Origin of the sequence: Mesorhizobium sp. Cs1299R1N1, assembly GCF_037179655.1 — a bacterium.
Classification (GTDB): domain Bacteria; phylum Pseudomonadota; class Alphaproteobacteria; order Rhizobiales; family Rhizobiaceae; genus Mesorhizobium; species Mesorhizobium salmacidum.
This window is the reverse complement of sequence record NZ_JAPYKR010000006.1, coordinates 176,349-198,431: the sequence shown is the minus strand read 5'-3', so window position 1 is coordinate 198,431 and position 22,083 is coordinate 176,349. Positions and strand designations below refer to the sequence as shown.

Sequence of the window (22,083 nt, the reverse complement as noted above, 5' to 3'; positions counted from 1 at the left end):
AACGCCCCCCTCTGGCCTGCCGGCCATCTCCCCTTCAAGGGAGGAGATCGGATACGGTCTCGGCCTTCGCTGGCTTTCAGCGTTGCTGGGTGTGCGACAACATCGAAATTGCCAATCTTCCCCCTTGAGGGGGAGATGCCCAGCAGGGCAGAGGGGGGCGCCTCGTGATACCCTCCGCTATCCTGGAATCCGCCCTCTACGTCACCGATCTCAATGCCGCTGAGCACTTCTACACCGACGTCCTCGGCCTCACCCTGCTCGGCAAGGTCGACGGCCGCCACCTTTTCTTCCGCTGCGGTCCGGGCGTCCTGCTCGTCTTCAACGCCGAGGCGACCAAAATTCCGCCCGCACCGGATGCGAAGCTGAAAGTGCCGCCGCATGGCGCGGTCGGCGAGGGTCATCTGTGCTTTGCCGCCAGCGCCGCTGAAATCGACAGCTGGAGAACACATCTTCAGGCGAAGAAAATCGCCATCGAAAGCCAATTCGAATGGCCGCAAGGTGGCCGTTCGATCTATATACGCGACCCCTCGGGCAATTCGATAGAGTTCGCCGAGCCAAGAATCTGGGGCCTTTGATGCATTCACCAAACCTCCATACGCTAGATGGCAAGAAGATCGTCGTTGCCAGCCACAACGCCGGCAAGCTGCGCGAATTCGCCGACCTGATGGGTCCATTCGGCTTCGAGGCGAAGTCGGCCAAGGAGTATGGCCTGCCCGAACCGGACGAAACCGGCACCACCTTCGAGGAAAACGCCTACATCAAGGCCTTCGCCGCCGCAAAGGCGACCGGCCTGCCGGCGCTGTCGGACGATTCCGGCCTCTGCGTCGACGCGCTCGACGGCGCGCCCGGCGTCTATACCGCCAACTGGGCCGAGACGCCGGAGGGATCGCGCGATTTCGCCATGGCCATGCAGCGCACCGAAGTCGCGTTGCAGGAAGTCGGCGCCGCCACGCCCGAACGGCGCACGGGCCGCTTCGTCGCCGTCATCTGCCTCGCCTTTCCCGACGGCGAGGCCGAATACTATCGCGGCGAGGCCGAGGGCACGCTGGTCTGGCCGCCGCGCGGCGAGCTCGGCTTCGGCTACGATCCGGTGTTCTTGCCCAATGGCTTCGACAAAACCTTCGGCGAGATGAGTGCCGAGGAAAAGCACGGCTGGAAGCCAGGCCAGGCGACGGCGCTGTCGCACCGCGCCCGCGCCTTCCAGAAATTCGCCCAAGCTCGGCTTGGTTCGGTCAGGCTTGGCTCCGCATGATCGGACCCGCAACCACCATGGCGCTCGACCGCAGTCCCGGCTTCGGCGTCTACGTGCATTGGCCATTCTGCGCGGCCAAGTGCCCCTATTGCGACTTCAACAGCCATGTCCGCCACCAGCCGGTCGACCAGGAGCGCTTTGCCGCCGCCTTCGAGGCCGAGTTGGCGACCATGCGCCAGCGCACTGGACCGCGCGACGTGACCAGCATCTTTCTCGGCGGCGGCACGCCGTCGCTGATGAAGCCGGAAACGGTGGCCAGGGTTCTGGACGCGGTGGCCAGGAACTGGACGGTGCCTGATGGCATCGAGGTGACGCTCGAGGCCAACCCGTCCTCGGTCGAGGCGGAGCGTTTCCGTGGCTACCGGGCGGCGGGGGTCAACCGCGTCTCGCTCGGCGTGCAGGCGCTGAACGACAAGGATTTGCGCTTTCTCGGCAGGCTGCACAATGTCGAGGAAGCCTTGCACGCCATCGGGCTCGCGCGCGAAATCTTTCCGCGCCTGTCCTTCGACCTGATCTATGCGCGCCCCGGGCAGACGCCGGAAGATTGGCAGGCGGAACTCGAACAGGCCATCGGCCATGCCGCCGACCATCTGTCGCTCTACCAGCTGACCATCGAGGAAGGCACGCCCTTCCATGCGCTGCACGCGGCGAAGAAATTCGTCATTCCCGACAACGATCACGCCGCCGATCTCTATGCGTTGACGCAGGAAATCACATCGGCGCACGGCCTGCCGGCTTACGAGATTTCCAACCACGCCAGGCCGGGCGCCGAGAGCCGGCACAATCTGACCTACTGGCGCTACGGCGAATATGTCGGCGTCGGCCCTGGCGCGCATGGCCGCTTCGTCGAGAACGGCCATCGCGTGGTGACGATTGCCGAGAGAATGCCGGAGACCTGGGCCAATCTGGTCGAGGCCAAGGGCCATGGCATCACCGGCGGCGAACTCCTGACGCGCTCCGAAGAGGCCGACGAGTTTCTTTTGATGGGGCTCAGGCTCGCCGAAGGCATTGACCTCTCCCGCTACGAGGCGTTTTCCGGACGCGGCCTATCGAGCGCGCGGCTGTCGGTGCTGCAGGGTGAAGGGCTGGTGGCGCCGATCGGCAATGCGCGGCTGCGCGCCACGCCGGCCGGCATGATCGTGCTCGACGCCGTGGTGGCGGACCTGGCGCGCTAAACCCTTGAAAAATGTCCTCTTCGTCTGCAGCCAGAACCGCTTGCGCAGCCCTACCGCCGAGCAGGTGTTTTCCACGCGGCGCGACATCGAAGTCGCCTCGGCCGGAACCAATCATGATGCCGAAACGCCGCTGACGCACGAACTTGTCGCCTGGGCCGACATCATCTTTGTCATGGAGAAAATCCACCGGACGAAACTGCAGAAGAAATTCAAGGCCAGCCTGAAGGCGGCCAAGGTGATCTGCCTCGACATCCCGGACGACTACGAATTCATGGACCCGGAGCTGGTAGCGCTTCTGAAGGCGCGCGTTTCACGATATCTGGACTGAGCGCCTGGCCGGCGTTCGCCCCTCCGCCTTCGGCGGCCGCCTCGCCGATCTGAGCCAGATCAGGCGTCGTGTTTGTGGCGGTGCTTTCCGCGCTCCTTCTCTGCATGCGTCTCGCCGCTCCGGACCGGCTTGGCGCCGTCTTTGTCGCGGCGGCCACGGTGCTGATCGCCTATCGGAGATTGCGGTACGCCGTTGCGGGCGGTTTTCGTTTCAAGACGGGTGATGAAGATATCGAAGCGATTGGGCATCGTCCGGTCAGTGCTCCGTCGTGCTGTCGGGTTTGTTGTCGGAAAGCCTGACGTCTGTTGGCAAGGCACTCGCGGCCTGCTTGGTCAGGCTGGTGTCGTTCCGGGCAGTCAGCCGTTTGTCCTGGCGTGCGGCACTCCGGCTGCGGCCGGCATAGTAAGGCTCGAAAGCGTCCTGTATCGTCAGGCTGTCCATCCTGTCCTCCCTTGGGAATCAGGGGCTAAATCTGCCAAACCCGGTTTCGTTCCCTACTGTGGCGAAGGAATGGCGATTGCCTTACATCGGTATGAGTTTTGCAAGCCGGCGCCAGCCATGCCAAACAAGATTTGGCAGGCCAAACAGGCCTGAACGGAGACGGCATTGGTGACTGGCGAGACGGGCAAGCGTAGCTATGTGGTCGGGCAGGCCGAGATCGCGGCTCGTCCGCTCGATCCGGCGCTCTATCTGGTGGCGACGCCGATCGGCAACCTCGCCGACATCACGCTGCGCGCGCTGGAGACGCTGGCCGCCGCCGACATCGTCGCCTGCGAGGACACGCGTGTGTCGCGCGTGCTGCTCGACCGCTACGGCATTCGCCGCCGCACCACCGCCTATCACGAACACAATGCCGACCAGGCCGGGCCGAAGCTGATCGCGGCACTTGAAGCCGGCCAGAGCGTGGCGCTGATTTCGGATGCCGGCACGCCGCTGGTCTCCGATCCCGGCTACAGGCTGGTCGGCGAGGCGCTCGGCCAGGGCATTCGCGTCGTGCCGATCCCCGGCCCGTCGGCGCCGCTTGCCGCGCTCACCGCATCCGGCCTGCCGTCCGACGCCTTCCTGTTCGCCGGCTTTTTGCCGGTCAAGGTTGGCCAGCGGCTGTCGCGGCTGGAGGCACTGAAGGCGGTGCCGGCGACGCTGATCTTCTTCGAATCGCCGCGCCGGCTGGCCGAGTCGCTCGGCGCCATGGTCGAGGCGCTGGGCGGCGAACGCAAAGCCGCCATCGGCCGGGAATTGACCAAGACGTTCGAGGAAATGCGCACCGGCACACTGCAAGCGCTGGCCGACCATTATGCGGCGGCCGATACGCCGAAAGGCGAGATCGTCGTCTGCATCGGCCCCGCTGAGGCCAAGGCCAACGAACCGGAAGACATCGATCGCCTGCTTTTGTCGCTCGCCGCCGAAATGCCGGCGTCCAAGGCGGCGGCGGAAGCCGCGAAAATGACCGGCGGCCAGAAGCAGGCGCTGTATCGGCGGCTGCTCGAGCTCAAGGACAGACCATGATCCCGAACCGAAGGTCAGCGAATGCAAAAAGTGGAAGCCGGTTTTCTCGGACAAACGGTTTCGTTTGTCCGGGGGCCATGGTCGAGCAAAGTTCCGGAGCCGGCGGTGGCTGAACGCCCGAGCGGCAGCCGCCAAAAAGCCTACCGGCGCGGCCATCGCGGCGAATGGCTGGCGGCTGTCGCGCTGATGCTGAAGGGCTACCGCATCCTGGCCCGCCGCCACCGCACGCGTTTTGGCGAGATCGACCTGATCGCGCGGCGCGGCGACCTGGTGCTGTTCGTCGAGGTCAAGGCGCGCCGCACGCTGATCGAAGCGATGGATGCGATCGGCCACGAATCGGAGCGCCGCATCGAGAGTGCGGCCGACATCTGGCTGTCGCGCCAGCCGGACTATGGCAGCCTGTCGATGCGCTTCGACATGGTCGCCGTGCTGCCCTGGCGCTGGCCCGTGCATGTCCCGAATGCGTTTTATGGGAGGAGTTGAGGCGGGGCATTCCTTGCTCCGCCCGTGGATGACGAGGGCGCGGAGGTGCGGACCGCTCCTCACCCCCAGATCATCAGCACCACCAGCCCGACAACACCCACCACCAGCCGCCACCAGCCGAACAGCGAGTAGCCGTTGCGCGAGACGTAATCGAGCAGGAAGCGCACCACGAACAGTGCGGTGACGAAGGCGGCGACGAAGCCGATGGCGATGATCGGCAGGTCGGCCGAGGTCAGCACGTTGCGGTTCTTGAACAGGTCGAAGGCGAACGCGCCGACCATGGTCGGGATGGCGAGGAAGAAGGAAAATTCCGCTGCCGCCCGCTTGTCGACGCCCAGGAGCAGCGCGCCGACGATGGTCGAACCCGAGCGCGATGTGCCGGGGATCAGCGACAGGCACTGGAAAAGCCCGATCTGCAGGTAAAGCCTGGTCGGAAAGCGCTCGACGTCGCGATAGACCGGCTTGAGATTCATGCGGTCGACGACCAGCAGCACCACGCCGCCGATGATCAGCATGATGCAGATCAGTCGTGGCGATTCGAACAGCACTGTCTTGATGAAGTCGTGCGCCAGCGCGCCGATGACCGCGGCCGGCAGGAAGGCAATGAGGATGCCGATGACGAAATGCCGCGTCAGCCGGTCATGCGGCAGGTCGAGCAGCATCTGCCACAGGCGCCGGAAATAGACGCTGAGGATCGCCAGGATGGCGCCGAGCTGGATCAGAATCTCGAAGGCCTTGCCGGTCGACTGGAAGCCGAGGAAATGGCCGGCGAGCAGGATATGGCCGGTCGAGGACACCGGTATGAATTCTGTCAACCCTTCCAGCAGGCCAAGCAGCAGGGCTTCGACGATGGTCTGGCTTTCCATTTCTACCTCGGCGTTGGCGTGACGGCTAACAGAATGGCTTGCTTGTCATGGCGCCGAACTCCCCCTATAGGTCGCAACACCCCTGACGGCCCGCTAACCGGGCGGCCAAGACTTACCGGTGCGCCCTGCGATTCGCCAGTGTGGCAATCCGGAATTCGCCACACCCGGGACGAGCGCGATGCGCGAATTCCGGATTCTGAGCCACTGTCAACTTTGAGTTCTAATGTGGTTTGGATTTGAAGTTCCTGAACGCGGATGCCATTGAGGGGCAGGAACTTCAAATCCAAACCACATTAGTGCGCTTTATCATCGCGGAACCATGCTGACGCTTTTCCACCATCCCATGTTCGCCACCTGCCGCTTCGTCCGCCTCGCCTTTGGCGAGTATGGCGAGGAGCTGGCGCTGATCGAGGAAAAGCCGTGGACGCGGCGCAAGGAATTCTTGGCGCTGAACCCCGCCGGCACGCTGCCGATCCTGCTGGCCGAGGGCGACGTGCCGATCATCGGGGCGACGGTGATCTCGGAATATCTCGATGAGACGCGCGGTGTGCTCAAGCGCGACAAGCGGCTGTTCGCCGAGGACCCGATGCAGCGCGCCGAAATCCGCAGGCTGATCGACTGGTATCTCAACAAGGCCGAAAGCGAAGTGACGCGCCATCTGGTGCGCGAACGCGTGTTGAAGCCGGTGATGCCGGAAACGGCGGGCGGCGGCTCGCCCGATTCGGGCGCCATCCGCGCGGCGCGCGCCAACATCCGCCAGCACATGAAATACACCAACTGGCTGGCCGGCACCCGTCATTGGCTGGCCGGCGGCAGGGTCACCTATGCCGATCTGGCGGCCGCAGCGACGCTGTCGGTGCTCGACTATCTCGGCGAGATCGACTGGCGCGAACACCCCGCCGCGCGCGAATGGTACACGCGGGTGAAATCGCGGCCTTCGTTCCGGCCGCTCCTGACCGACCGCGTGCGCGGCTTGTCGCCGGTATCCCATTATGCGGACCTCGACTTCTGACGCGTCAAAACTGCGTGCGCTGATCGACGCGGAGGCGCGGCGCGCCGGCTTTGACGCCGTTGCCGTCACCACTCCCGATGCGATTCCCCTGGCGCCGGCCCGCCTGGCCGAATTCGTCGCCGACGGCTTTCACGGCTCCATGGACTGGATCGCCGAAACGATTGCGCGCCGTAGCGAGCCTTCCACGCTGTGGCCCGACGTGCGCTCGATCGTCGTGCTGGCGATGAATTATGGGCCTGACCATGATCCGCGCGACGTGCTGGCCCGGCGCGACCGGGCTGCGATCTCGGTCTACGCGAAAAACCGCGACTATCACGAGGTGATGAAGGGTCGGCTGAAGGAAATCGCCGGCAAGATCGTCGCGCGCGCCGGCGGCGACGTCAAAGTATTCGTCGACACCGCACCTGTGATGGAAAAGCCGCTGGCGGAAGCAGCGGGCCTGGGCTGGCAAGGCAAGCACACCAATCTGGTCAGCCGCGAGCACGGCTCCTGGCTGTTCCTCGGCACCATCTTCACCACGGCCGAGCTCGCACCCGACGAGGCCGAGATCGACCATTGCGGCTCCTGCCGCGCCTGCCTCGACGCCTGCCCGACCGACGCCTTCCCCGCGCCTTATCGGCTCGATGCGCGGCGCTGCATCTCCTATCTCACCATCGAGAACAAGGGGCCGATCCCGCATGAATTCCGCGAGGCGATCGGCAACCGCATCTATGGCTGCGACGACTGCCTCGCGGCTTGCCCGTGGAACAAGTTCGCAAGTGCGGCTTCGGAGGCCAAGCTCGCCGCGCGCGACGATTTGCGCGAACCTGAACTCGCCGACCTTTTGGCCCTCGACGATGCTGCCTTCCGCGCCTTCTTCTCCGGCTCGCCGATCAAACGCATCGGCCGCGACCGCTTTGTCCGCAACGTGCTGATCGCCGCCGGCAATTCCGGCGAGGCCGCGCTTGCCGATAGCGTTCGGGACCTGCTCGGCGACGCCTCGCCGCTGGTGCGGGGCGCGGCAATATGGGCGCTGGCGCGGCTGGTGCCGGAAACCGAATATGCCGAACGGGCCGCGAACGGCCTGAAGAGCGAGAGCGATGGCGCCGTCCGCGAGGAATGGCGCCTGGCGCGGCCAAACAGGACGCATGCATGAGCGAAAAGCGGATCTTCATTTTCGGCGCCGGCTATTCGGGCAAGGCCTTTGCCCGCCCCAATACGGGAGCGGTCACGATCTTCGGCACGACCCGCTCCGAGGAAAAATTCGAAGCGCTGCGCCAAGCCGGCATCGACCCGCTGCTGTTCGACGGCAAGTTGACGGGCGACATCGGCGAAGCGCTGGAGAAAACAACCCATCTGGTGATTTCGATCGCTCCGGAGGAAGCCGGCGATCCCGTGTTGAATGCCGCCCGCGAGGCGATCGCAGGGGTGCCCGACCTGAAATGGATCGGCTATCTCTCGACCGTCGGGGTCTATGGCGATCACGGCGGCGCCTGGGTCGATGAAACGGCCGCGTGCCGGCCGGTTTCGAAGCGCTCGACGATGCGGGGCGAGGCCGAGCAGGACTGGTTGAAGCTTGGCGAGGACATCGACCGGCCGGTGGCGATCCTGCGGCTGTCGGGCATCTACGGTCCGGGCCGCAACGCGCTGGTCAATCTGGAAAACGGCACGGCCAGGCGGCTGGTCAAGCCGGACCAGGTCTTCAACCGCATCCATTGCGACGACATATCAGGCGCGCTCTGGCACCTGATCGGCGGCAATACGGGCGGCATCTTCAACGTCACCGACGATGAGCCGGCGCCGCCGCAGGATGTCGTCGCCTATGCCGCTTCGCTGATGGGTGTCGCGCCGCCGCCTGAAATTCCGTTCGAGACCGCCCAACTTTCGCCCATGGCGCGGTCCTTCTATGGCGAGAACAAGCGGGTCGCCAATGCGGCGATCAAGGCGGCGGGCTATCGGTTTCGCTTTCCCGACTATCGCGCCGCCTTCGACCACATGTGGGCAAGCGGCGACTGGCGCGACGGCGCTCCGCGCAGTCCGATGAAGGCCGCGAGGGGTTAGGATGATCGAAGCGCGGCGCTTGGCGTGGTATGATTCGGCGTTGGAGGCACGGGGGTGCGGTTCATGAAATCATCGACGCGATCGCCTGGCGCCAGAAATTCGGTGTTGGCGGCAGCGCTGGCCCTGGCAGGTCTCGCCGCGCAGCCCGCAGCGGCCGAGGAACGGGCAAAAGACCTGTTCGGCGCCGAGAAACTGCCGACGGCTACCGCGGCGCAATCCTTCGGCTTCTATTCCAAGGGCTGCTTTTCCGGCGGCGTCGCCATCCCCATGGATGGTCCGACGTGGCAGGTAATGCGGCCATCGCGCAACCGCCGCTGGGGCCATCCGGCGCTGATCGCGCTGATCGAGAGATTGTCGCGCGATGCCGTCGCCGACGGTTGGCCCGGCCTGCTGATCGGCGACATCGCGCAACCGCGCGGCGGCCCGATGCTGACCGGCCATGCCTCGCACCAGATCGGGCTCGACGCCGACATCTGGCTGACGCCGATGCCCGAACGTACGATGAGCAGGGCGCAGCGCGAGACCATGAGCGCCACGCTGATGGTCGACGACAAGACGCATCTGGTGAAGGATGCGCTGTGGACGCCGCGGCATACGGCGTTGCTGAAGCGCGCCGCGAGCTATCCGCAGGTCGAGCGCATCCTGGTCAATCCGGGCATCAAGAAAAAGCTCTGCGACACCGTCAAGGGCGACCGTAGCTGGCTGCGCAAGATCAGGCCGTTCTGGGGCCACGACTATCATTTCCACATGCGCATCGGCTGTCAGCCGGGCTCGCCCAATTGCAAGGCGCAGGAAGCCACACCGGATGATGACGGTTGCGGCAAGCCGCTGGCCTGGTGGTTCACGCAGGAGCCGTGGCGGCCCAACAAGAACCCGGATGCGCCCAAGGCCCGCGACCTGATGACGATGGCCAACCTGCCCAAGGAATGCCGCGCGGTGCTCGACGCGCCGGGGCCTGCCTCGACCGAGGCCGCGACCTATCACGGCGACACGGTGCCGATCGCGGTGGCGGCGCCCGCGCCCGAGCCCGACGCGTCGTCGCTACCCGCCGTCACGGCCAGCAGCACGGCCGGCCTGCCAAGCGTGTTGAACGCCTTCACCGCGACACCCGAAGTCGGCGTGCCGGTGCCGCGTCCACGCCCGCCCGCGAAGTGATTGTCGGGCGCCGCCGGCAAGCTCAATCGGTTTAGCTGCCTGCTTCATGAAACAGTGGCCGTTTGGCCGCAGAACCTCTCCCTGCGCGTCGCCGGGTCCGAAAACCGTTTCCCTTTTCAAACTCATGCGCTAGTCAACGGAAGAACGGCGAAATGCCATCGAGGGCGCCGGGGGACGGACGAGAGCATGCCAGGCACAGGCGATGACGAGACTTTGCTGCGGTTTCCGATCCTGATCGGCGATATCGGCGGCACCAATGCGCGCTTTTCGATCGTGCTCGACGCCAATTCCGAGGCCGGCGAGCCGACCATCATCCAGACCGCCAATTACAGCACCATCGACGAGGCGATCCAGTCGGCCGTGCTCGATCGCTCCTCGGTCCGGCCCAATTCGGCGGTACTGGCGGTGGCCGGTCCGGTCGATGGCGACGAGATCGAACTCACCAACTGTCCGTGGATCGTCAAGCCCCGGCAGATGTTCGCCAGCCTCGGCCTGAGCGACATTGTCGTGCTCAACGACTTCGAGGCGCAGGCGCTGGCCGTCGTCGCGCTCGGCGAAGAGCAGATGGAAAAGATCGGCGGCGGCACGCCGGAGCCCAATGCCGGCCGCGTCGTGCTGGGTCCGGGAACCGGGCTCGGCGTCGCCGGGCTGGTCCACGCGCTTCATCACTGGATACCGGTGCCCGGCGAGGGCGGCCATATGGACATCGGGCCGCGTTCGGCCCGCGATTTCGAGGTATTCCCGCACATCGAGAAGCTCGACGGTCGCATTTCGGGCGAGCAGATCCTGTCCGGGCGAGGCCTCGTCAATGTCTATCGGGCGGTGGCCAGGGCGGACGGCAAGCCGTCGCCCTTCACCACGCCGGCCGAGGTCACCGCTGCGGCGCTGGCCAAGACCGATCCCGTGGCGCAGGAAGCGCTGGAGACTTTCGTCACCTGCCTTGGCCGCACCGCCGGCGACCTTGCCTTGGTGTTCATGAGCAGGGGCGGCGTGTTCCTCACCGGCGGCATCGCGCAAAAGATCGTGCCGGCGCTGAAGGAAGGCAATTTCCGCGCCGCCTTCGAGGACAAGGCGCCGCACAGCGCGCTGATGCGCACCATGCCGGTCTACGTCATCACCCACCCGCTGGCGGCGCTCCTCGGCCTTGCGGCCTATGCCAGGAACCCCTCTCTGTTCGGCGTCCAGACATCGGGCCGGCGCTGGCGCGACGAAGTTAGTCACCCCAAGGCATAGGCAAGCCGGCTGCTTGGCGTTAATAGGGGTGCCGAATTGCCCGGCCACCGGGAAGCGGAAACCGACAAAGCCCTCTGATTTGACACTTCAAACTCCAAACAAGCTGAAAGCCCGGCCCGGCGAGGTCACAGCGGTGCTGCGCCGCATTCTCGCTGAGAACAGCCACGACTATCGCTGGACCTATGTGATGGTCATCACCTGCTCGCTGATCGTTTCGGGCACGACCGCCTTCACGGCCTGGATCATGGCCCCGATGGTCAACCAGATCTTCTACGAACGGCGTGGCGATGCGATCGTGTGGATCTGCGCCGGCTTCATGGCGGCCTTCCTGCTGCGCGGCTTCGCCGGCTATGGCCAGGCGGTGGCGCTGGCCAAGATCGGCAACAATCTGGTGGCGCGCTACCAGAAGCGCATCTTCGATCACCTGATGAAGCTCGGCGTCGGCTTCTTCAACGACACACGCTCCGGCCGGCTGGCGGCGCAGGTCAACGAAAACGTTGGCGGCATCCGCGACCTGCTGTCGTTGACGCTGACCTCGATTACCCGTGACGCCGTGACGCTGATCGGGCTTCTCGGCGTCATGGTCTACCAGGATCCGGTCCTGTCGCTCAGCTCGCTGCTGATCGGGCCGCCGCTGATCTGGGCCGTCGTCTACCTCACCCGCCGCGTGCGGCGCATAACCCGGGAATCGGTGCTCATCAATTCGCGGCTGATCGGCGCGGTGCAGGAAGCCACGCAAGGCATCGCCATCGTCAAGGCCTTCACCATGGAGGACGAGCTGTCGGGCCGCATCGGCAAGCTCGCCAACGACGCCGAACAGCGCTCTAACAAGATTGCCCGCGTCTCCGAACGGCTGTCGCCGATCTCCGACATGCTGGCTGGTCTCGCCGTCACCTCCGTCATCGCTTATTCCGGTTACCGGGCGCTGGTTCTGGGCCAGCCGCCGGGCGCGGTCTTCTCGTTCATCACCGCGCTGATCCTGGCCTATGATCCGGCGCGGCGCCTGGCGCGCATGCAGGTCGGCATGGAACGGGCGCTGGTCAACGCGCGCATGATCTACGAACTGCTCGACCTCGAGCCGAAGCAGGGCGACGCTCCAGGCGCCACACAGGCACATTTCACCACCGGCGAAGTACGCTTCAACAACGTGTCCTTCCGCTATGTCGAGGAGGCGCCTGTCCTTCAGGGTCTGAGCTTCGTCGCCGCCGCCGGCAAGATGACCGCCGTCATCGGTGCATCCGGCGCCGGCAAGACGACGCTGGTGGCGCTGCTGCAGCGCTTCTACGACGTCGAGAGCGGCACGATCGAGATCGACGGCCAGGACATTTCCAAGGTCACCAAACAGTCGCTGCGCGGCTCGATCGCCTATGTCTCGCAGGCGCCCTATCTGTTCGAAGGCACCATCCGCGACAACATCCGCTACGGCCGCCCCTCGGCGACCGACGCCGAGATCGAACAGGCCGCGCGCCTGGCCGCGGCCGACGAGTTCATCCGCCAGCAGCCGCAAGGCTATGACACGCCGGTCGGCGAGAATGGCGCCACACTCTCCGGCGGCCAGCGCCAGCGTGTATCGATCGCCCGCGCCATCGTGCGCCAGGCGCCGATCCTGTTGCTCGACGAGGCGACATCGGCGCTCGACAACGAGGCCGAAGCCCGTGTCCAGCAGGCGCTCACCAAGGTCATGGAAGGGCGCACCACCATCGTCATCGCGCACCGCCTGTCGACCGTGGTCAATGCCGACCACATCATCGTGCTGGAACAGGGCCATCTGGTCGAAGAGGGCACGCACGCCTCGCTGATGGCCGACCCGCACAGCGTCTATGCCCGTTTCCACCGCATACAGGGCGTCAAGGGCCTGGGGCTTGTCGACGACAGCGTGCCGGCCGAGATTTCGGTTCAGGAATTAGAGACCGAGAACATCGCCGGGAGCACGGCATGAGCGAAACATCGGCAACATCAGGCGAGCCGGCAAGCGATATGGGACTTGTGGTGGTCGGCGCGGCCGGCCGCATGGGCCAGACGCTGATCCGCGCCATCCATGCCATTCCGGGCGCCCGCGTCATCGGCGCGGTCGAACGCGCGGATTCGCCTCATCTGGGCAAGGATGCAGGCGAACTTGCAGGCGTCGGCCGCACCGATGTGCCGATCGGCAGCGATCCGCTGCCGGTCTTCGCCAGGGCCGATGGCGTGCTCGATTTCACCACCCCGGCCTCGACGGTCGAGTTCGCCGGCTACGCCGCGCAGGCGCGCATCGTCCATGTCATCGGCACGACCGGCTGTTCGGCTGACGACAATGCGAAAATTGCTGCCGCCGCGCGCCACGCGACCATTGTCAAGTCGGGCAATATGAGCCTCGGTGTCAACCTGCTGGCGGTGCTGGTCGAACAGGCGGCGCGCGCGCTCGATGCCGATGATTTCGACATCGAGATCCTCGAAATGCACCACAGGCACAAGGTCGACGCGCCGTCGGGCACCGCACTTCTGCTCGGCGAGGCCGCCGCCGCCGGGCGCGGCATTGCACTGGCCGGCAATGACGTGCGTTCACGCGACGGCCACACGGGTGTGCGACAAACCGGCTCGATCGGTTTCGCCGCGCTGCGCGGCGGCTCGGTGGTCGGCGACCATAGCGTGATCCTGGCCGGCACCGGCGAGCGCATCACGCTGTCCCACCATGCCGAGGATCGCGCCATCTTCGCCCGCGGCGCCGTCAAGGCCGCACTTTGGGCGCGGGGCAGAAAGCCGGGCCTTTACTCAATGCGGGACGTGCTCGGGCTTGCCTGAAACGACCCAGAACCATCTTCGTTCTTATGAAAGTCCGGACGGAAAACCGCTACACACTTTTCCTGGAATTGCTCAGACCCGAGAGGAGCAACAATGTCGAGAACCCTCGTGCTCGTGCGCCACGGCCAGAGCGAATGGAATTTGAAAAACCTGTTCACCGGCTGGCGTGACGTCGACCTGACCGAGCAGGGCCATGCCGAGGCCAAGGCCGCCGGCCAGAAGCTCAAGGCGCGCGGCCTGAAATTCGACATCGCCTTTACCTCGGCGCTGGTCCGGGCGCAAAAGACCTGCCAGCACATTCTCGACGCCGTCGGCCAGAGCGACCTGAAGACCATTCGCGACCAGGCGCTGAACGAGCGCGACTATGGCGACCTCTCCGGTCTCAACAAGGACGACGCGCGCCAGAAATGGGGCGAGGAGCAGGTGCATGTCTGGCGCCGCTCCTACGACGTACCGCCGCCCGCCGGCGAAAGCCTGAAGGACACCGGCGCCCGCGTCTGGCCCTACTACCTGCACGATCTGCAGCCCCACGTGCTGCGCGGCGGCACCGTGCTGGTCGCCGCCCACGGCAACTCGCTGCGCGCGCTGATCATGGCGCTGGACGGCAAGTCGGGCGAGGAGATCGTCAAGCTGGAGCTCGGCACCGGCGTGCCTGTGATCTACCAGCTCAACGCCGATTCGACCGTGGCTTCGAAGGAAGTGCTGGAAGGCTGACGGCTGGCGAGTTGCGGCGGCGGGCTCCACCAGCTTTGCTAAAGCGACTTCCCAGCTTTTGGCGTCCTGTTCCAAAAAGCGCGTTGACAGCAATCGCTTGCCCGCTTATTGAGCCCGCACCAGCCCAGATGGCGGAATTGGTAGACGCGCACGGTTCAGGTCCGTGTTCCGCAAGGAGTGGAGGTTCGAGTCCTCTTCTGGGCACCAAATTCCCGTTTCGAACCATTCGATCGGTTCAGAAGCTCAAGAGAAAAGCCCGGTTCATCCGGGCTTTTTTCTTGCCCGATGACCTCCCCTCCTGGCCAGTCCCCACACAAACCGCTTCAAACCGCGCTCCTGCTTCGCTACGCTCGCTGTCATGTCTCAATCCGCCACCGCGATCTTCGGCGCCCGCCGCGACCAGGCCTTCCCGACGCTGGCCGAGGCGGACATCGATCGCATGCGCCGGTTCGGTGAGGCGAGCGCCTATGCCGCCGGCGAACACATTTTCGAGGCCGGCGATGTGTCCCCGGGGCTGATCGTCGTCCTGTCGGGCAAGGTGGACATCACGCAGGACGGCAAGCTCGGCCGGCGCGAGACGATCGTCACACACGGCCCGGGCAGCTTCGTCGGCGAACTGGCGCAGCTTTCGGCCCGTCCCTCGCTGGTCAATGCGCAGGCGGCCGAGCCAGTGGAGGCGTTCGTCATCTCCTCGCAGAGGCTGCGCGACCTGATGGTGCAGGAAGCCAATCTCGGCGAGCGCATCATGCGGGCGTTGATCCTGCGCCGCGTCGGGCTGCTCGAGAGCGGCACGATCGGTCCGATCATCGTCGGGCCGGCCGACAATGGCGATGTCCTTCGCCTGCAGGGCTTTCTCGCCCGCAGCGGCCAGCCCCACCGCGTGCTCGATTCCAAAACCGATCGTTGCGCGAAGACCCTGTTCGAACACTTCCATGTCGATCCCCACCATTTGCCGGTCGTGCTGTGCCCGAACGGCAGGCTGCTGCTCAATCCCGCGGAGAAAGACCTCGCCCGCTGCATCGGCCTGCTGCGGCCGGTCGACGCCAGCAAGGTCTATGACGTCGCCATTGTCGGCGCCGGGCCGGCCGGGCTGGCGGCGGCGGTCTACGCGGCCTCCGAAGGCCTGTCGACCATCGTGCTCGATTGCCGAGCCTTCGGCGGGCAGGCGGGCGCCTCGGCGCGCATCGAGAACTATCTCGGCTTCCCCACGGGCATCACCGGCATGGCGCTGATGGCGCGCGCCTACAACCAGGCGCAGAAATTCGGCGTCGAGATGGTCATTCCCGACGAAGTGAAGCTGCTCGGTGCCGCCACCGACGGCGCGCGCTACCACCTTGCCGTCGGCGACGACGAGACGGTGCGCACGCGCTCGGTGGTGATCGCCAGCGGCGCGCGCTATCGCCGCCTCGATGTCGCCAATCTCGCCGAGTTCGAGGGCACATGCGTGCATTATTGGGCCTCGCCCATCGAGGCACGGCTTTGCGGCGGCCAGGAAGTGGCACTGGTCGGCGCCGGCAATTCGGCTGGCCAGGCGGCCGTCTTCCTGGCCAGCCATGTCAGGAAAGTGGCGCTGCTGGCGCGTGGCGGCAGTCTCGAAGCCTCGATGTCGCGTTACCTCGTCGAGCGCATCAGGGCGCAGCCGAACATCGAGGTGCTGACCGGCACCGAGGTCGAGGCGCTGGACGGCGAGGAAGGCAATCTTGCCACGATCCGCTGGCGCGACCGCTCGAGCGGCGCCTCGACGACGCGGCCGATCCGCCATCTCTTCCTGTTCATCGGCGCCGACCCGAATACCGACTGGCTCGCCCAATCCGACGTGGCGCTGGATGCCAGGGGTTTCATCCGCACCGGATCGGACATAGCATCGGCGCATGGGCTGATGGAGACGAGCCGCAGCGGCGTGTTCGCCATCGGCGACGTGCGCTCCGGCTCCGTCAAACGCGTCGCGGCGGCTGTCGGCGAAGGCGCCCAGGTGGTGGCCGCATTGCATGCATTTCTTGCGCGGGAAGGCAGCCATGCCGACGCGCCTCAACTGGTCGGGGGAGTGTGATGGCTGACGAGTGCAGACACGCGGCTGGGATCAAGGACGTGACGCCGAGCGCGCTCGGCTGCGAGGAATGCCTGAAGAGCGGATCGTGGTGGGTGCATCTGCGGCTCTGCCGCACCTGCGGCCATGTCGGTTGCTGCGACGATTCCCCCAACCGCCATGCCACCAAGCATTTTCATGCCACCAGCCATCCCGTCATAGAGGGCTATGACCCGCCGGAAGGCTGGGGCTGGTGTTATGTCGACGAGATCTTTCTCGACCTCGGCGACCGCACGACGCCGCAGAACGGCCCGATCCCGCGATTTTACTGAGTGCTTCAGCGAGCTGGGAAAAGCGGGTTCGGCCTCATCTATCGCACCGACCCGGTAATAGTCCGGTCGACATCGGGAACGGACTTGCGATCGTTCCCGGCAAGGGCGGCGATGAGCAGCAGGCTGGCCACGACCGGAACGAACAGCACGGCGACGCGGGCCTGTATATGAAGAATGGCGCGCCATTCGCTGCGCTTGTCGGGGCTGTTGCTCATCATACTCACTTTGCCATGGCCCCCCGGAGGTCACATAGCCGTGAACGGTTAAGCAACTCCTTCCGCCTTCGTTAACGCAGGCGTTCAAGCCTGAAATCAGCCGAGCCCGATCCGCCTGGCGCCTTGCCGGAACAACGCTTCGGCGTCGGGCTCGAAGCGGAACGTGCCGATGAAATCGTCGGCGCGGTAATCCGGCAACGTCTTGCGGATCGCGGCTGCAAAGCCGCGCGCCTCGTCGAGCCGCCCCGCCAGCGCCAGGCAATGTGCCGCGATCGCCAGGATGATGGAGTGCGCGTTCGGCCGCGCCGCCGCCTTCAGCGCCCATACGGCCGCCTCCTCGAACTGGCCGAGCCGGACATGCGACATCGCCCGCGCTCCCAGCATGCCGAACAGCAGCGGGTCGAACGGGCTGAGATGGCGCGAATGGTCTGAGGAGCTTATTGCCGCCTTCGGGTCGCCCGACTGCGAATGGACGAAGGACAGCGCGTAATGGCCGAGCGCGAAATTGGGGCTGAGTTTCACCGCCTGTTCCAGTTCGCCGAGTGAGCCCTCCTGTTCGCCGCGCAGCCACAGCGCCCGCCCCATTGCCCAGTGTGCGGCCGGATTGTGGTCGTCGACCAGCAGGCTCTGGCCGGCGCTCTCGAACGCCAGCGCGCTTTCCCGGTCGCGGTCGCCCCAGCGCTGGAAGGCGTTCTGCCAATGGGTGAAGGACAGGCCGGCATAGGCGCGGGCGAAGGTCGGATCGAGCTGCAAGGCCCTGGCAAAGAAATGCCGCGCCGTTTCGTTCTCGGCCTGGGTGAAGCGATACATGTGCCAGAGGCCGCGGTGATAGGCCTCCCAGGCGTTGAGCGAGTTGGGCGCCTTCAGCAGGGCTCGGTTGCGCTCGACCGTCTCGACCTCCACCGAGATCGACGACACGATGCTGTCGCCGATGTCGTCGAGCACGGCAAAAATGTCGTCCGGACGGTGCTCGAAGGTCTCGGCCCAGACGATCCTGGCGGTACGCACCTCGACGAGTTCGACGCCGACGATCAGGCGGCCGGCCATGCTGCGCACCGTGCCGGTGGCGACATAGTCGACCTTCAGCCGGCGACCGGCCTCCTCGGGTGCGATGCCCTTGTCGGCCAGTGCGAAGACCGATCCGCGCGCGATGACGAAGAAATCCCGCAGCTTGGCGAGACGGGTGATGATGTCGTGGGTAAGGCCGTCGGCCAGCCCGCCGCGCAGGCCGGATTCCTCAATAAACGGCATCACCGCCAGCGACGCATGGCTCGGCTCGAGTGGACCGGAGTCGAGTGGACCGGAGTCGGCCGGACCAGGCGTCATCAATTGCGATGCTGTGGACTGGCAGGCCGGCTGCGGCCGCGGCGAGGCAGCCGACTGCTGGTCGCGGATCACCCGCCAGGCTGTCCGCAGCGGGACGAAATCCAGGTCTTCCGACTGGAACAGCTGTGCCGCCCCGGCCAGATGCTCCTCGGCCGCGGCGATCTCGCCGCGCCGGGCGAGGCTCGCCAGCAGCGCCGTATGCGCGCGGCCATCGAAAGGCGCGAGTTCCACCCATTTGTCGAGATGGGCGGTCGCTTCGTCGCAATCCGTGGGCAGGCTCGCGACGAGCCGTTCCAGCACCGCCGCGTGGACGGACCGGAAGCGGCGGCGCTGGCCGATCAGCCAGCTGTTGAAGTGCGGATTGCGTTCGACCTCCAGCCCGTCGAGAAAATCGCCGGCGAAGAGTTCTGCCAGCGCGCGCAATCGCTCCGCATCGAGCTTGTCGATCCCGTGCGCGGCGGCATGGCTGATCTCCAACGCATCGACAAGGCAGCCGCCGAGATCGAGCGCGACCATATCGTCCTGCGTGCGGACACGGCGCTGGTCCGGCGTGTCGAGAGCGCCGCGCAACTTGCTTAGGCACCAGCGCAGCTCGCCTCGCGGATCGTTGGGCACGTCCCACAGAAGTTCGCACAGGCGGCTGCGCCCCACCGGGTGCGGCGCCAGCGCCAGATAGGCAAGCAGCGCCCGCAGCTTGCGCGAGGCCGGCAGTGCCATCGGCACACCGTTACGCGTGATCGCCAATTGGCCGAGCAGGCGCACGGACAGGCCCGGCATACCGCCGTCCTGGCTCGATGGTGCGGATTCCACGTCCGTTTCCACGCCTGCTCCCACGCTGGCCTGTCGGCCCCTGCTTTATCACCAAACACGATCTGGCGCATCCGGCGGCGAATTTCGCGCCGGCAGCGGTCATTGCCGCATCGCCGGCAACGTCAGTCCTAGCGCGGCAAGGTCTCGAAAGCTCGCCGCCCGGGCCGCCGCTTCGTAACCGGTTCGTGAAGATGAACACGATCGAGGAGATCAACGATGTTGAACAAACAGAAAATCAGGACCACTGCCGGGCGCGGGCGCCTGTTCGACAGCATTCTCGACACTGTCGGCGACACGCCGGCGGTGCGCATCAACAATCTCGCGCCGGCCCATGCGACCATCTACGTCAAGGCCGAGTTCTTCAACCCGGGCGCCTCGGTGAAGGACCGGCTGGCCCTCAATATCATCGAGGAGGGGGAACGCAGCGGCGCGCTGAAGCCGGGCCAGACCGTGGTCGAGGCGACCAGCGGCAACACCGGCATCGGCCTCGCCATGGTCTGTGCGCAAAAAGCCTATCCTCTGGTCGTCACCATGGCCGACAGCTTTTCGGTCGAGCGCCGCAAGCTGATGCGCATGCTCGGCGCCAAGGTGGTGCTGACGCCGCGCGCCGAAAAGGGTTTTGGCATGTACAAGAAGGCGGTCGAGCTGGCCGAGGCCAATGGCTGGTTCCTCGCCCGCCAGTTCGAGACGGCCGCCAATGCGGCCATCCACGAGGCGACGACCGCGCGCGAAATCATCAACGATTTCGCCGGCTCGCGGCTCGACTGTTTCGTCACCGGCTATGGCACCGGCGGCACCGTCGTCGGCGTGGCGCGGGTCTTGCGCCGCGAACGGCCCGATACCCGCATCGTGCTCTCCGAGCCGGCCAACGCGCAACTGATCGGCAGCGGCAAGGCGCAGCAGCGCGCTGCCGATGGCGCCCCCGCCGCCAGCCACCCGGCCTTCGAGCCGCACCCGATCCAGGGCTGGACGCCGGACTTCATCCCCAATGTCCTGCAGGAGGCGATCGAAACCAGCCTTTATGACGAGGTGATGCCGATCGCAGGGCCAGAGGGCATCAAATGGGCGCGGGCGCTAGCCCAGAAGGAAGGCATCTTCACCGGCATTTCCGGCGGCGCCACCTTCGCCGTGGCGCGGCAGGTCGCGGAGAAGGCGCCGGCCGGGTCGGTGATCCTGTGCGTGTTGCCCGACACTGGCGAGCGCTACATGTCGACACCGTTGTTCGACGGCATCGAGGCCGAAATGGATGCCGACGAGCTGGCGCTGTCGCGCTCGACGCCCGGCTGCCAGTTTCCGGCGGCTTGACGGAGGCAGTCATGGACATCGCGCGAGAAACCCTCGGCATGGTGGCCGAGGAAACGCTTGACCCCGCCGACTGGGCCGATGTGCAGGCCTTGTCGCACCGGGTCGTCGACGATGCCGTCGATTATCTGCGCGACATGCGCGACCGCCCGGTGTGGCGGGAGATGCCGGCCGATGTGCGGGACTTCTTCACCGCCCCGTTGCCGCGCTCGCCTGCACCGCTTGCCGCCGTCTACGGCGAGGTCTCGCGCACCGTGATGTCCTATCCCATGGGCAACATCCATCCGCGCTTCTGGTCCTGGTACATGGGGTCGAGCAACTTCACCGGCGCGCTCGGCGATTTCCTGGCGGCGATCCAGGGCTCCAATCTCGGCGGCGGCAACCACGCCGCCGGGCTGATGGACAACCAGGTGGTGGACTGGTGCAAGCAGATGCTGGGCTTTCCGGCATCGGCCTCCGGCACGTTGGTCAGCGGCGGCTCGATGGCCAATATCATTGGGCTGACCGTGGCGCGCAATGTCAAGGCCGGCATCGATGTGCGCGAACACGGCGTCGCCGCCATCGAAAAACCGCTGCGCTTCTATGGCTCGGACCAGATCCATTCCTGCCATCGCAAGGCGATGGAAGCGCTCGGGCTCGGCAACCGGGCGCTGCACCGGATCGCGACCGATGCCGGGCTGCGGATCGATATGTCGGCCTTGCGCGCGGCGATCGCCGAGGACCGGGCAACCGGCTTCACGCCGGCCTGCGTCATCGGCAATGCCGGTACGGTCAACACCGGCGCGATCGACGACCTCAGGGCGCTTGCCAAACTCGCGCACGAGGAAGGACTCTGGTTCCATGTCGATGGCTGTATCGGCGCGCTGATCGCGATCGCGCCGCAAAACGCCCACCGCATTGCCGGCATCGAATGGGCCGATTCGATCGCACTCGATCCGCACAAATGGCTGCACGCGCCGTTCGAGGTCGGCTGTGCCCTGGTCAGGGATGCCACAGCGCACCGCCGGACCTTCGCGGTGACGCCGGAATACCTGGAATCGACGCCGCGCGGCCTCGCATCCGGCGAATGGCTGCACGACTATGGCCTGCAGACCTCGCGCGGCTTTCGCGCCCTGAAAGTGTGGATGGCGCTGAAGGAGCATGGCGTCGAAAAATTCGGCCGCCTGATCGACCAGAACATCGCGCAGGTCTCCTATCTGGCCGGGCTGATCGAGGCCGAGCCTTCGCTGGAGCTGGCGGCAGCGCCGACCATCAACATCGTCTGCTTCCGCTACCAACCCGGTTTGGCGGGCGAAGCGCTGAAGGCGCTCAACACCGAGATCATGCTGCGGCTGCAGGAGCAAGGCATCGCGGCACTCTCCGACACCACCGTGCATGGCGAGCACTGGCTGCGTGTGGCGATCACCAATCATCGCACCCGCCGCGACGATCTCGATCTGCTGGTGCGTGAAGCGGTGAGGCTGGGGCGTGAGATCACTGCGGAGGGCCGCGTGTCTTCCTAGTTCCGGGCGGCCGTGCGAACCTACC

23 protein-coding genes and 1 tRNA gene are annotated in these 22,083 nt (G+C 65.8%); 19 read left to right on the top strand and 5 right to left on the bottom strand.

Annotated elements, in window-relative coordinates:
* Positions 1 to 164 precede the first annotated feature (164 nt).
* The 4 genes from O7A70_RS15135 to O7A70_RS15120 are packed head-to-tail and all read left to right on the top strand — an operon-like array spanning position 165 to position 2,755.
* Complete coding sequence (locus O7A70_RS15135; RefSeq protein ID WP_337141064.1) at positions 165 to 575, top strand: VOC family protein; 411 nt, start codon at positions 165 to 167, stop codon at positions 573 to 575.
* On the top strand, positions 575 to 1,252 hold the full coding sequence (gene rdgB, locus O7A70_RS15130; RefSeq protein WP_337141063.1) for an RdgB/HAM1 family non-canonical purine NTP pyrophosphatase: 678 nt from the start codon (positions 575 to 577) through the stop codon (positions 1,250 to 1,252). Before O7A70_RS15135 ends, rdgB begins: the two co-directional genes overlap by 1 nt.
* Positions 1,249 to 2,427, top strand: coding sequence for a radical SAM family heme chaperone HemW (hemW, locus tag O7A70_RS15125; protein ID WP_337141062.1), 1,179 nt, complete (start codon positions 1,249 to 1,251; stop codon positions 2,425 to 2,427). Before rdgB ends, hemW begins: the two co-directional genes overlap by 4 nt.
* A gap of 4 nt (positions 2,428 to 2,431) precedes the next feature.
* On the top strand, positions 2,432 to 2,755 hold the full coding sequence (locus tag O7A70_RS15120; protein WP_337141061.1) for a low molecular weight protein tyrosine phosphatase family protein: 324 nt from the start codon (positions 2,432 to 2,434) through the stop codon (positions 2,753 to 2,755).
* Between the two features lie 59 nt (positions 2,756 to 2,814).
* Here the strand turns inward: O7A70_RS15120 and O7A70_RS15115 are convergent, their stop codons facing one another.
* Together O7A70_RS15115 and O7A70_RS15110 are read right to left on the bottom strand one after the other, a co-directional pair.
* The gene (locus O7A70_RS15115) at positions 2,815 to 3,003 is read right to left on the bottom strand and encodes a hypothetical protein (RefSeq protein ID WP_027142553.1); all 189 of its coding nucleotides are present in this window, start codon (positions 3,001 to 3,003) and stop codon (positions 2,815 to 2,817) included.
* Positions 3,004 to 3,010: 7 nt separating this feature from the next.
* Positions 3,011 to 3,196, bottom strand: coding sequence for a hypothetical protein (locus O7A70_RS15110; protein ID WP_337141060.1), 186 nt, complete (start codon positions 3,194 to 3,196; stop codon positions 3,011 to 3,013).
* A gap of 168 nt (positions 3,197 to 3,364) precedes the next feature.
* Here O7A70_RS15110 and rsmI point away from each other — a divergent pair, with 168 nt between their 5' ends.
* Positions 3,365 to 4,261 (top strand): 16S rRNA (cytidine(1402)-2'-O)-methyltransferase, encoded by an 897-nt coding sequence (gene rsmI, locus O7A70_RS15105; protein WP_337141059.1) that lies wholly within the window; start codon positions 3,365 to 3,367, stop codon positions 4,259 to 4,261.
* 105 nt (positions 4,262 to 4,366) lie between these two features.
* A complete protein-coding gene (locus tag O7A70_RS15100) occupies positions 4,367 to 4,744 on the top strand; it encodes a YraN family protein (protein ID WP_337141058.1) in 378 nt (125 codons plus the stop codon).
* 59 nt (positions 4,745 to 4,803) lie between these two features.
* On the opposite strand, the gene O7A70_RS15095 is transcribed toward O7A70_RS15100, so the two are convergent.
* Complete coding sequence (locus O7A70_RS15095; protein WP_337141057.1) at positions 4,804 to 5,610, bottom strand: undecaprenyl-diphosphate phosphatase; 807 nt, start codon at positions 5,608 to 5,610, stop codon at positions 4,804 to 4,806.
* Between the two features lie 319 nt (positions 5,611 to 5,929).
* Here O7A70_RS15095 and O7A70_RS15090 point away from each other — a divergent pair, with 319 nt between their 5' ends.
* The 11 genes from O7A70_RS15090 (at position 5,930) to O7A70_RS15040 (ending at position 16,903) form a co-directional block, all read left to right on the top strand.
* Positions 5,930 to 6,622 (top strand): glutathione S-transferase family protein, encoded by a 693-nt coding sequence (locus O7A70_RS15090; protein ID WP_015314714.1) that lies wholly within the window; start codon positions 5,930 to 5,932, stop codon positions 6,620 to 6,622.
* A complete protein-coding gene (queG, locus tag O7A70_RS15085; RefSeq protein ID WP_337141056.1) occupies positions 6,603 to 7,757 on the top strand; it encodes a tRNA epoxyqueuosine(34) reductase QueG in 1,155 nt (384 codons plus the stop codon). Before O7A70_RS15090 ends, queG begins: the two co-directional genes overlap by 20 nt.
* On the top strand, positions 7,754 to 8,662 hold the full coding sequence (locus O7A70_RS15080) for an SDR family oxidoreductase (protein ID WP_337141055.1): 909 nt from the start codon (positions 7,754 to 7,756) through the stop codon (positions 8,660 to 8,662). The genes queG and O7A70_RS15080 overlap by 4 nt, the downstream gene beginning before the upstream one ends.
* 63 nt (positions 8,663 to 8,725) lie before the next feature.
* Entirely contained in the window at positions 8,726 to 9,817 is a 1,092-nt protein-coding gene (mepA, locus tag O7A70_RS15075) for a penicillin-insensitive murein endopeptidase (RefSeq protein WP_337141054.1), read from the top strand.
* Between the two features lie 186 nt (positions 9,818 to 10,003).
* Entirely contained in the window at positions 10,004 to 11,050 is a 1,047-nt protein-coding gene (locus O7A70_RS15070) for a glucokinase (RefSeq protein ID WP_337141053.1), read from the top strand.
* A 79-nt stretch (positions 11,051 to 11,129) separates the two neighbouring features.
* A complete protein-coding gene (locus tag O7A70_RS15065; protein WP_337141052.1) occupies positions 11,130 to 12,989 on the top strand; it encodes an ABC transporter ATP-binding protein in 1,860 nt (619 codons plus the stop codon).
* Positions 12,986 to 13,831 carry a 4-hydroxy-tetrahydrodipicolinate reductase gene (gene dapB / locus O7A70_RS15060; protein ID WP_337141051.1) on the top strand — a complete coding sequence of 282 codons (846 nt, stop codon included), beginning with the start codon at positions 12,986 to 12,988 and terminating at the stop codon, positions 13,829 to 13,831. Before O7A70_RS15065 ends, dapB begins: the two co-directional genes overlap by 4 nt.
* 93 nt (positions 13,832 to 13,924) lie before the next feature.
* Entirely contained in the window at positions 13,925 to 14,545 is a 621-nt protein-coding gene (locus O7A70_RS15055) for a 2,3-bisphosphoglycerate-dependent phosphoglycerate mutase (RefSeq protein ID WP_149908284.1), read from the top strand.
* 122 nt (positions 14,546 to 14,667) lie between these two features.
* Positions 14,668 to 14,752: transfer RNA gene (locus O7A70_RS15050), tRNA-Leu, on the top strand.
* 151 nt (positions 14,753 to 14,903) lie between these two features.
* A complete protein-coding gene (locus O7A70_RS15045) occupies positions 14,904 to 16,595 on the top strand; it encodes an FAD-dependent oxidoreductase (RefSeq protein ID WP_337141050.1) in 1,692 nt (563 codons plus the stop codon).
* Positions 16,595 to 16,903, top strand: a complete 309-nt coding sequence (locus O7A70_RS15040) for a UBP-type zinc finger domain-containing protein (protein WP_140507000.1) — start codon at positions 16,595 to 16,597, stop codon at positions 16,901 to 16,903. Before O7A70_RS15045 ends, O7A70_RS15040 begins: the two co-directional genes overlap by 1 nt.
* Before the next feature lie 38 nt (positions 16,904 to 16,941).
* Here the strand turns inward: O7A70_RS15040 and O7A70_RS15035 are convergent, their stop codons facing one another.
* Together O7A70_RS15035 and O7A70_RS15030 are read right to left on the bottom strand one after the other, a co-directional pair.
* Positions 16,942 to 17,121, bottom strand: a complete 180-nt coding sequence (locus O7A70_RS15035) for a hypothetical protein (RefSeq protein ID WP_032935038.1) — start codon at positions 17,119 to 17,121, stop codon at positions 16,942 to 16,944.
* 93 nt (positions 17,122 to 17,214) lie between these two features.
* A complete protein-coding gene (locus O7A70_RS15030) occupies positions 17,215 to 19,221 on the bottom strand; it encodes a BTAD domain-containing putative transcriptional regulator (RefSeq protein ID WP_337141257.1) in 2,007 nt (668 codons plus the stop codon).
* Between the two features lie 249 nt (positions 19,222 to 19,470).
* On the opposite strand from O7A70_RS15030, the gene O7A70_RS15025 reads away from it, so the two are divergent.
* Positions 19,471 to 20,559 carry a PLP-dependent cysteine synthase family protein gene (locus tag O7A70_RS15025; RefSeq protein ID WP_337141049.1) on the top strand — a complete coding sequence of 363 codons (1,089 nt, stop codon included), beginning with the start codon at positions 19,471 to 19,473 and terminating at the stop codon, positions 20,557 to 20,559.
* Positions 20,560 to 20,570: 11 nt separating this feature from the next.
* Positions 20,571 to 22,058: a pyridoxal phosphate-dependent decarboxylase family protein gene (locus tag O7A70_RS15020; protein ID WP_337141048.1), complete on the top strand. Its 1,488-nt coding sequence runs from the start codon at positions 20,571 to 20,573 to the stop codon at positions 22,056 to 22,058.
* Positions 22,059 to 22,083 lie beyond the last annotated feature (25 nt).

Bases quoted from the DNA above. Each gene is read 5' to 3' on its own strand.
- O7A70_RS15090 (WP_015314714.1), top strand. From the start codon at position 5,930: ATGCTGACGCTTTTCCACCATCCCATGTTCGCCACCTGCCGCTTCGTC.
- O7A70_RS15095 (WP_337141057.1), bottom strand. From the start codon at position 5,610: ATGGAAAGCCAGACCATCGTCGAAGCCCTGCTGCTTGGCCTGCTGGAA.
- O7A70_RS15045 (WP_337141050.1), top strand. From the start codon at position 14,904: ATGTCTCAATCCGCCACCGCGATCTTCGGCGCCCGCCGCGACCAGGCC.
- queG (WP_337141056.1), top strand. From the start codon at position 6,603: ATGCGGACCTCGACTTCTGACGCGTCAAAACTGCGTGCGCTGATCGAC.
- O7A70_RS15055 (WP_149908284.1), top strand. From the start codon at position 13,925: ATGTCGAGAACCCTCGTGCTCGTGCGCCACGGCCAGAGCGAATGGAAT.
- O7A70_RS15080 (WP_337141055.1), top strand. From the start codon at position 7,754: ATGAGCGAAAAGCGGATCTTCATTTTCGGCGCCGGCTATTCGGGCAAG.
- O7A70_RS15035 (WP_032935038.1), bottom strand. From the start codon at position 17,121: ATGATGAGCAACAGCCCCGACAAGCGCAGCGAATGGCGCGCCATTCTT.
- rdgB (WP_337141063.1), top strand. From the start codon at position 575: ATGCATTCACCAAACCTCCATACGCTAGATGGCAAGAAGATCGTCGTT.
- O7A70_RS15030 (WP_337141257.1), bottom strand. From the start codon at position 19,221: ATGCCGGGCCTGTCCGTGCGCCTGCTCGGCCAATTGGCGATCACGCGT.
- O7A70_RS15115 (WP_027142553.1), bottom strand. From the start codon at position 3,003: ATGCCCAATCGCTTCGATATCTTCATCACCCGTCTTGAAACGAAAACC.
- O7A70_RS15025 (WP_337141049.1), top strand. From the start codon at position 19,471: ATGTTGAACAAACAGAAAATCAGGACCACTGCCGGGCGCGGGCGCCTG.
- O7A70_RS15020 (WP_337141048.1), top strand. From the start codon at position 20,571: ATGGACATCGCGCGAGAAACCCTCGGCATGGTGGCCGAGGAAACGCTT.
- O7A70_RS15040 (WP_140507000.1), top strand. From the start codon at position 16,595: ATGGCTGACGAGTGCAGACACGCGGCTGGGATCAAGGACGTGACGCCG.
- mepA (WP_337141054.1), top strand. From the start codon at position 8,726: ATGAAATCATCGACGCGATCGCCTGGCGCCAGAAATTCGGTGTTGGCG.
- dapB (WP_337141051.1), top strand. From the start codon at position 12,986: ATGAGCGAAACATCGGCAACATCAGGCGAGCCGGCAAGCGATATGGGA.
- O7A70_RS15070 (WP_337141053.1), top strand. From the start codon at position 10,004: ATGCCAGGCACAGGCGATGACGAGACTTTGCTGCGGTTTCCGATCCTG.
- hemW (WP_337141062.1), top strand. From the start codon at position 1,249: ATGATCGGACCCGCAACCACCATGGCGCTCGACCGCAGTCCCGGCTTC.
- O7A70_RS15110 (WP_337141060.1), bottom strand. From the start codon at position 3,196: ATGGACAGCCTGACGATACAGGACGCTTTCGAGCCTTACTATGCCGGC.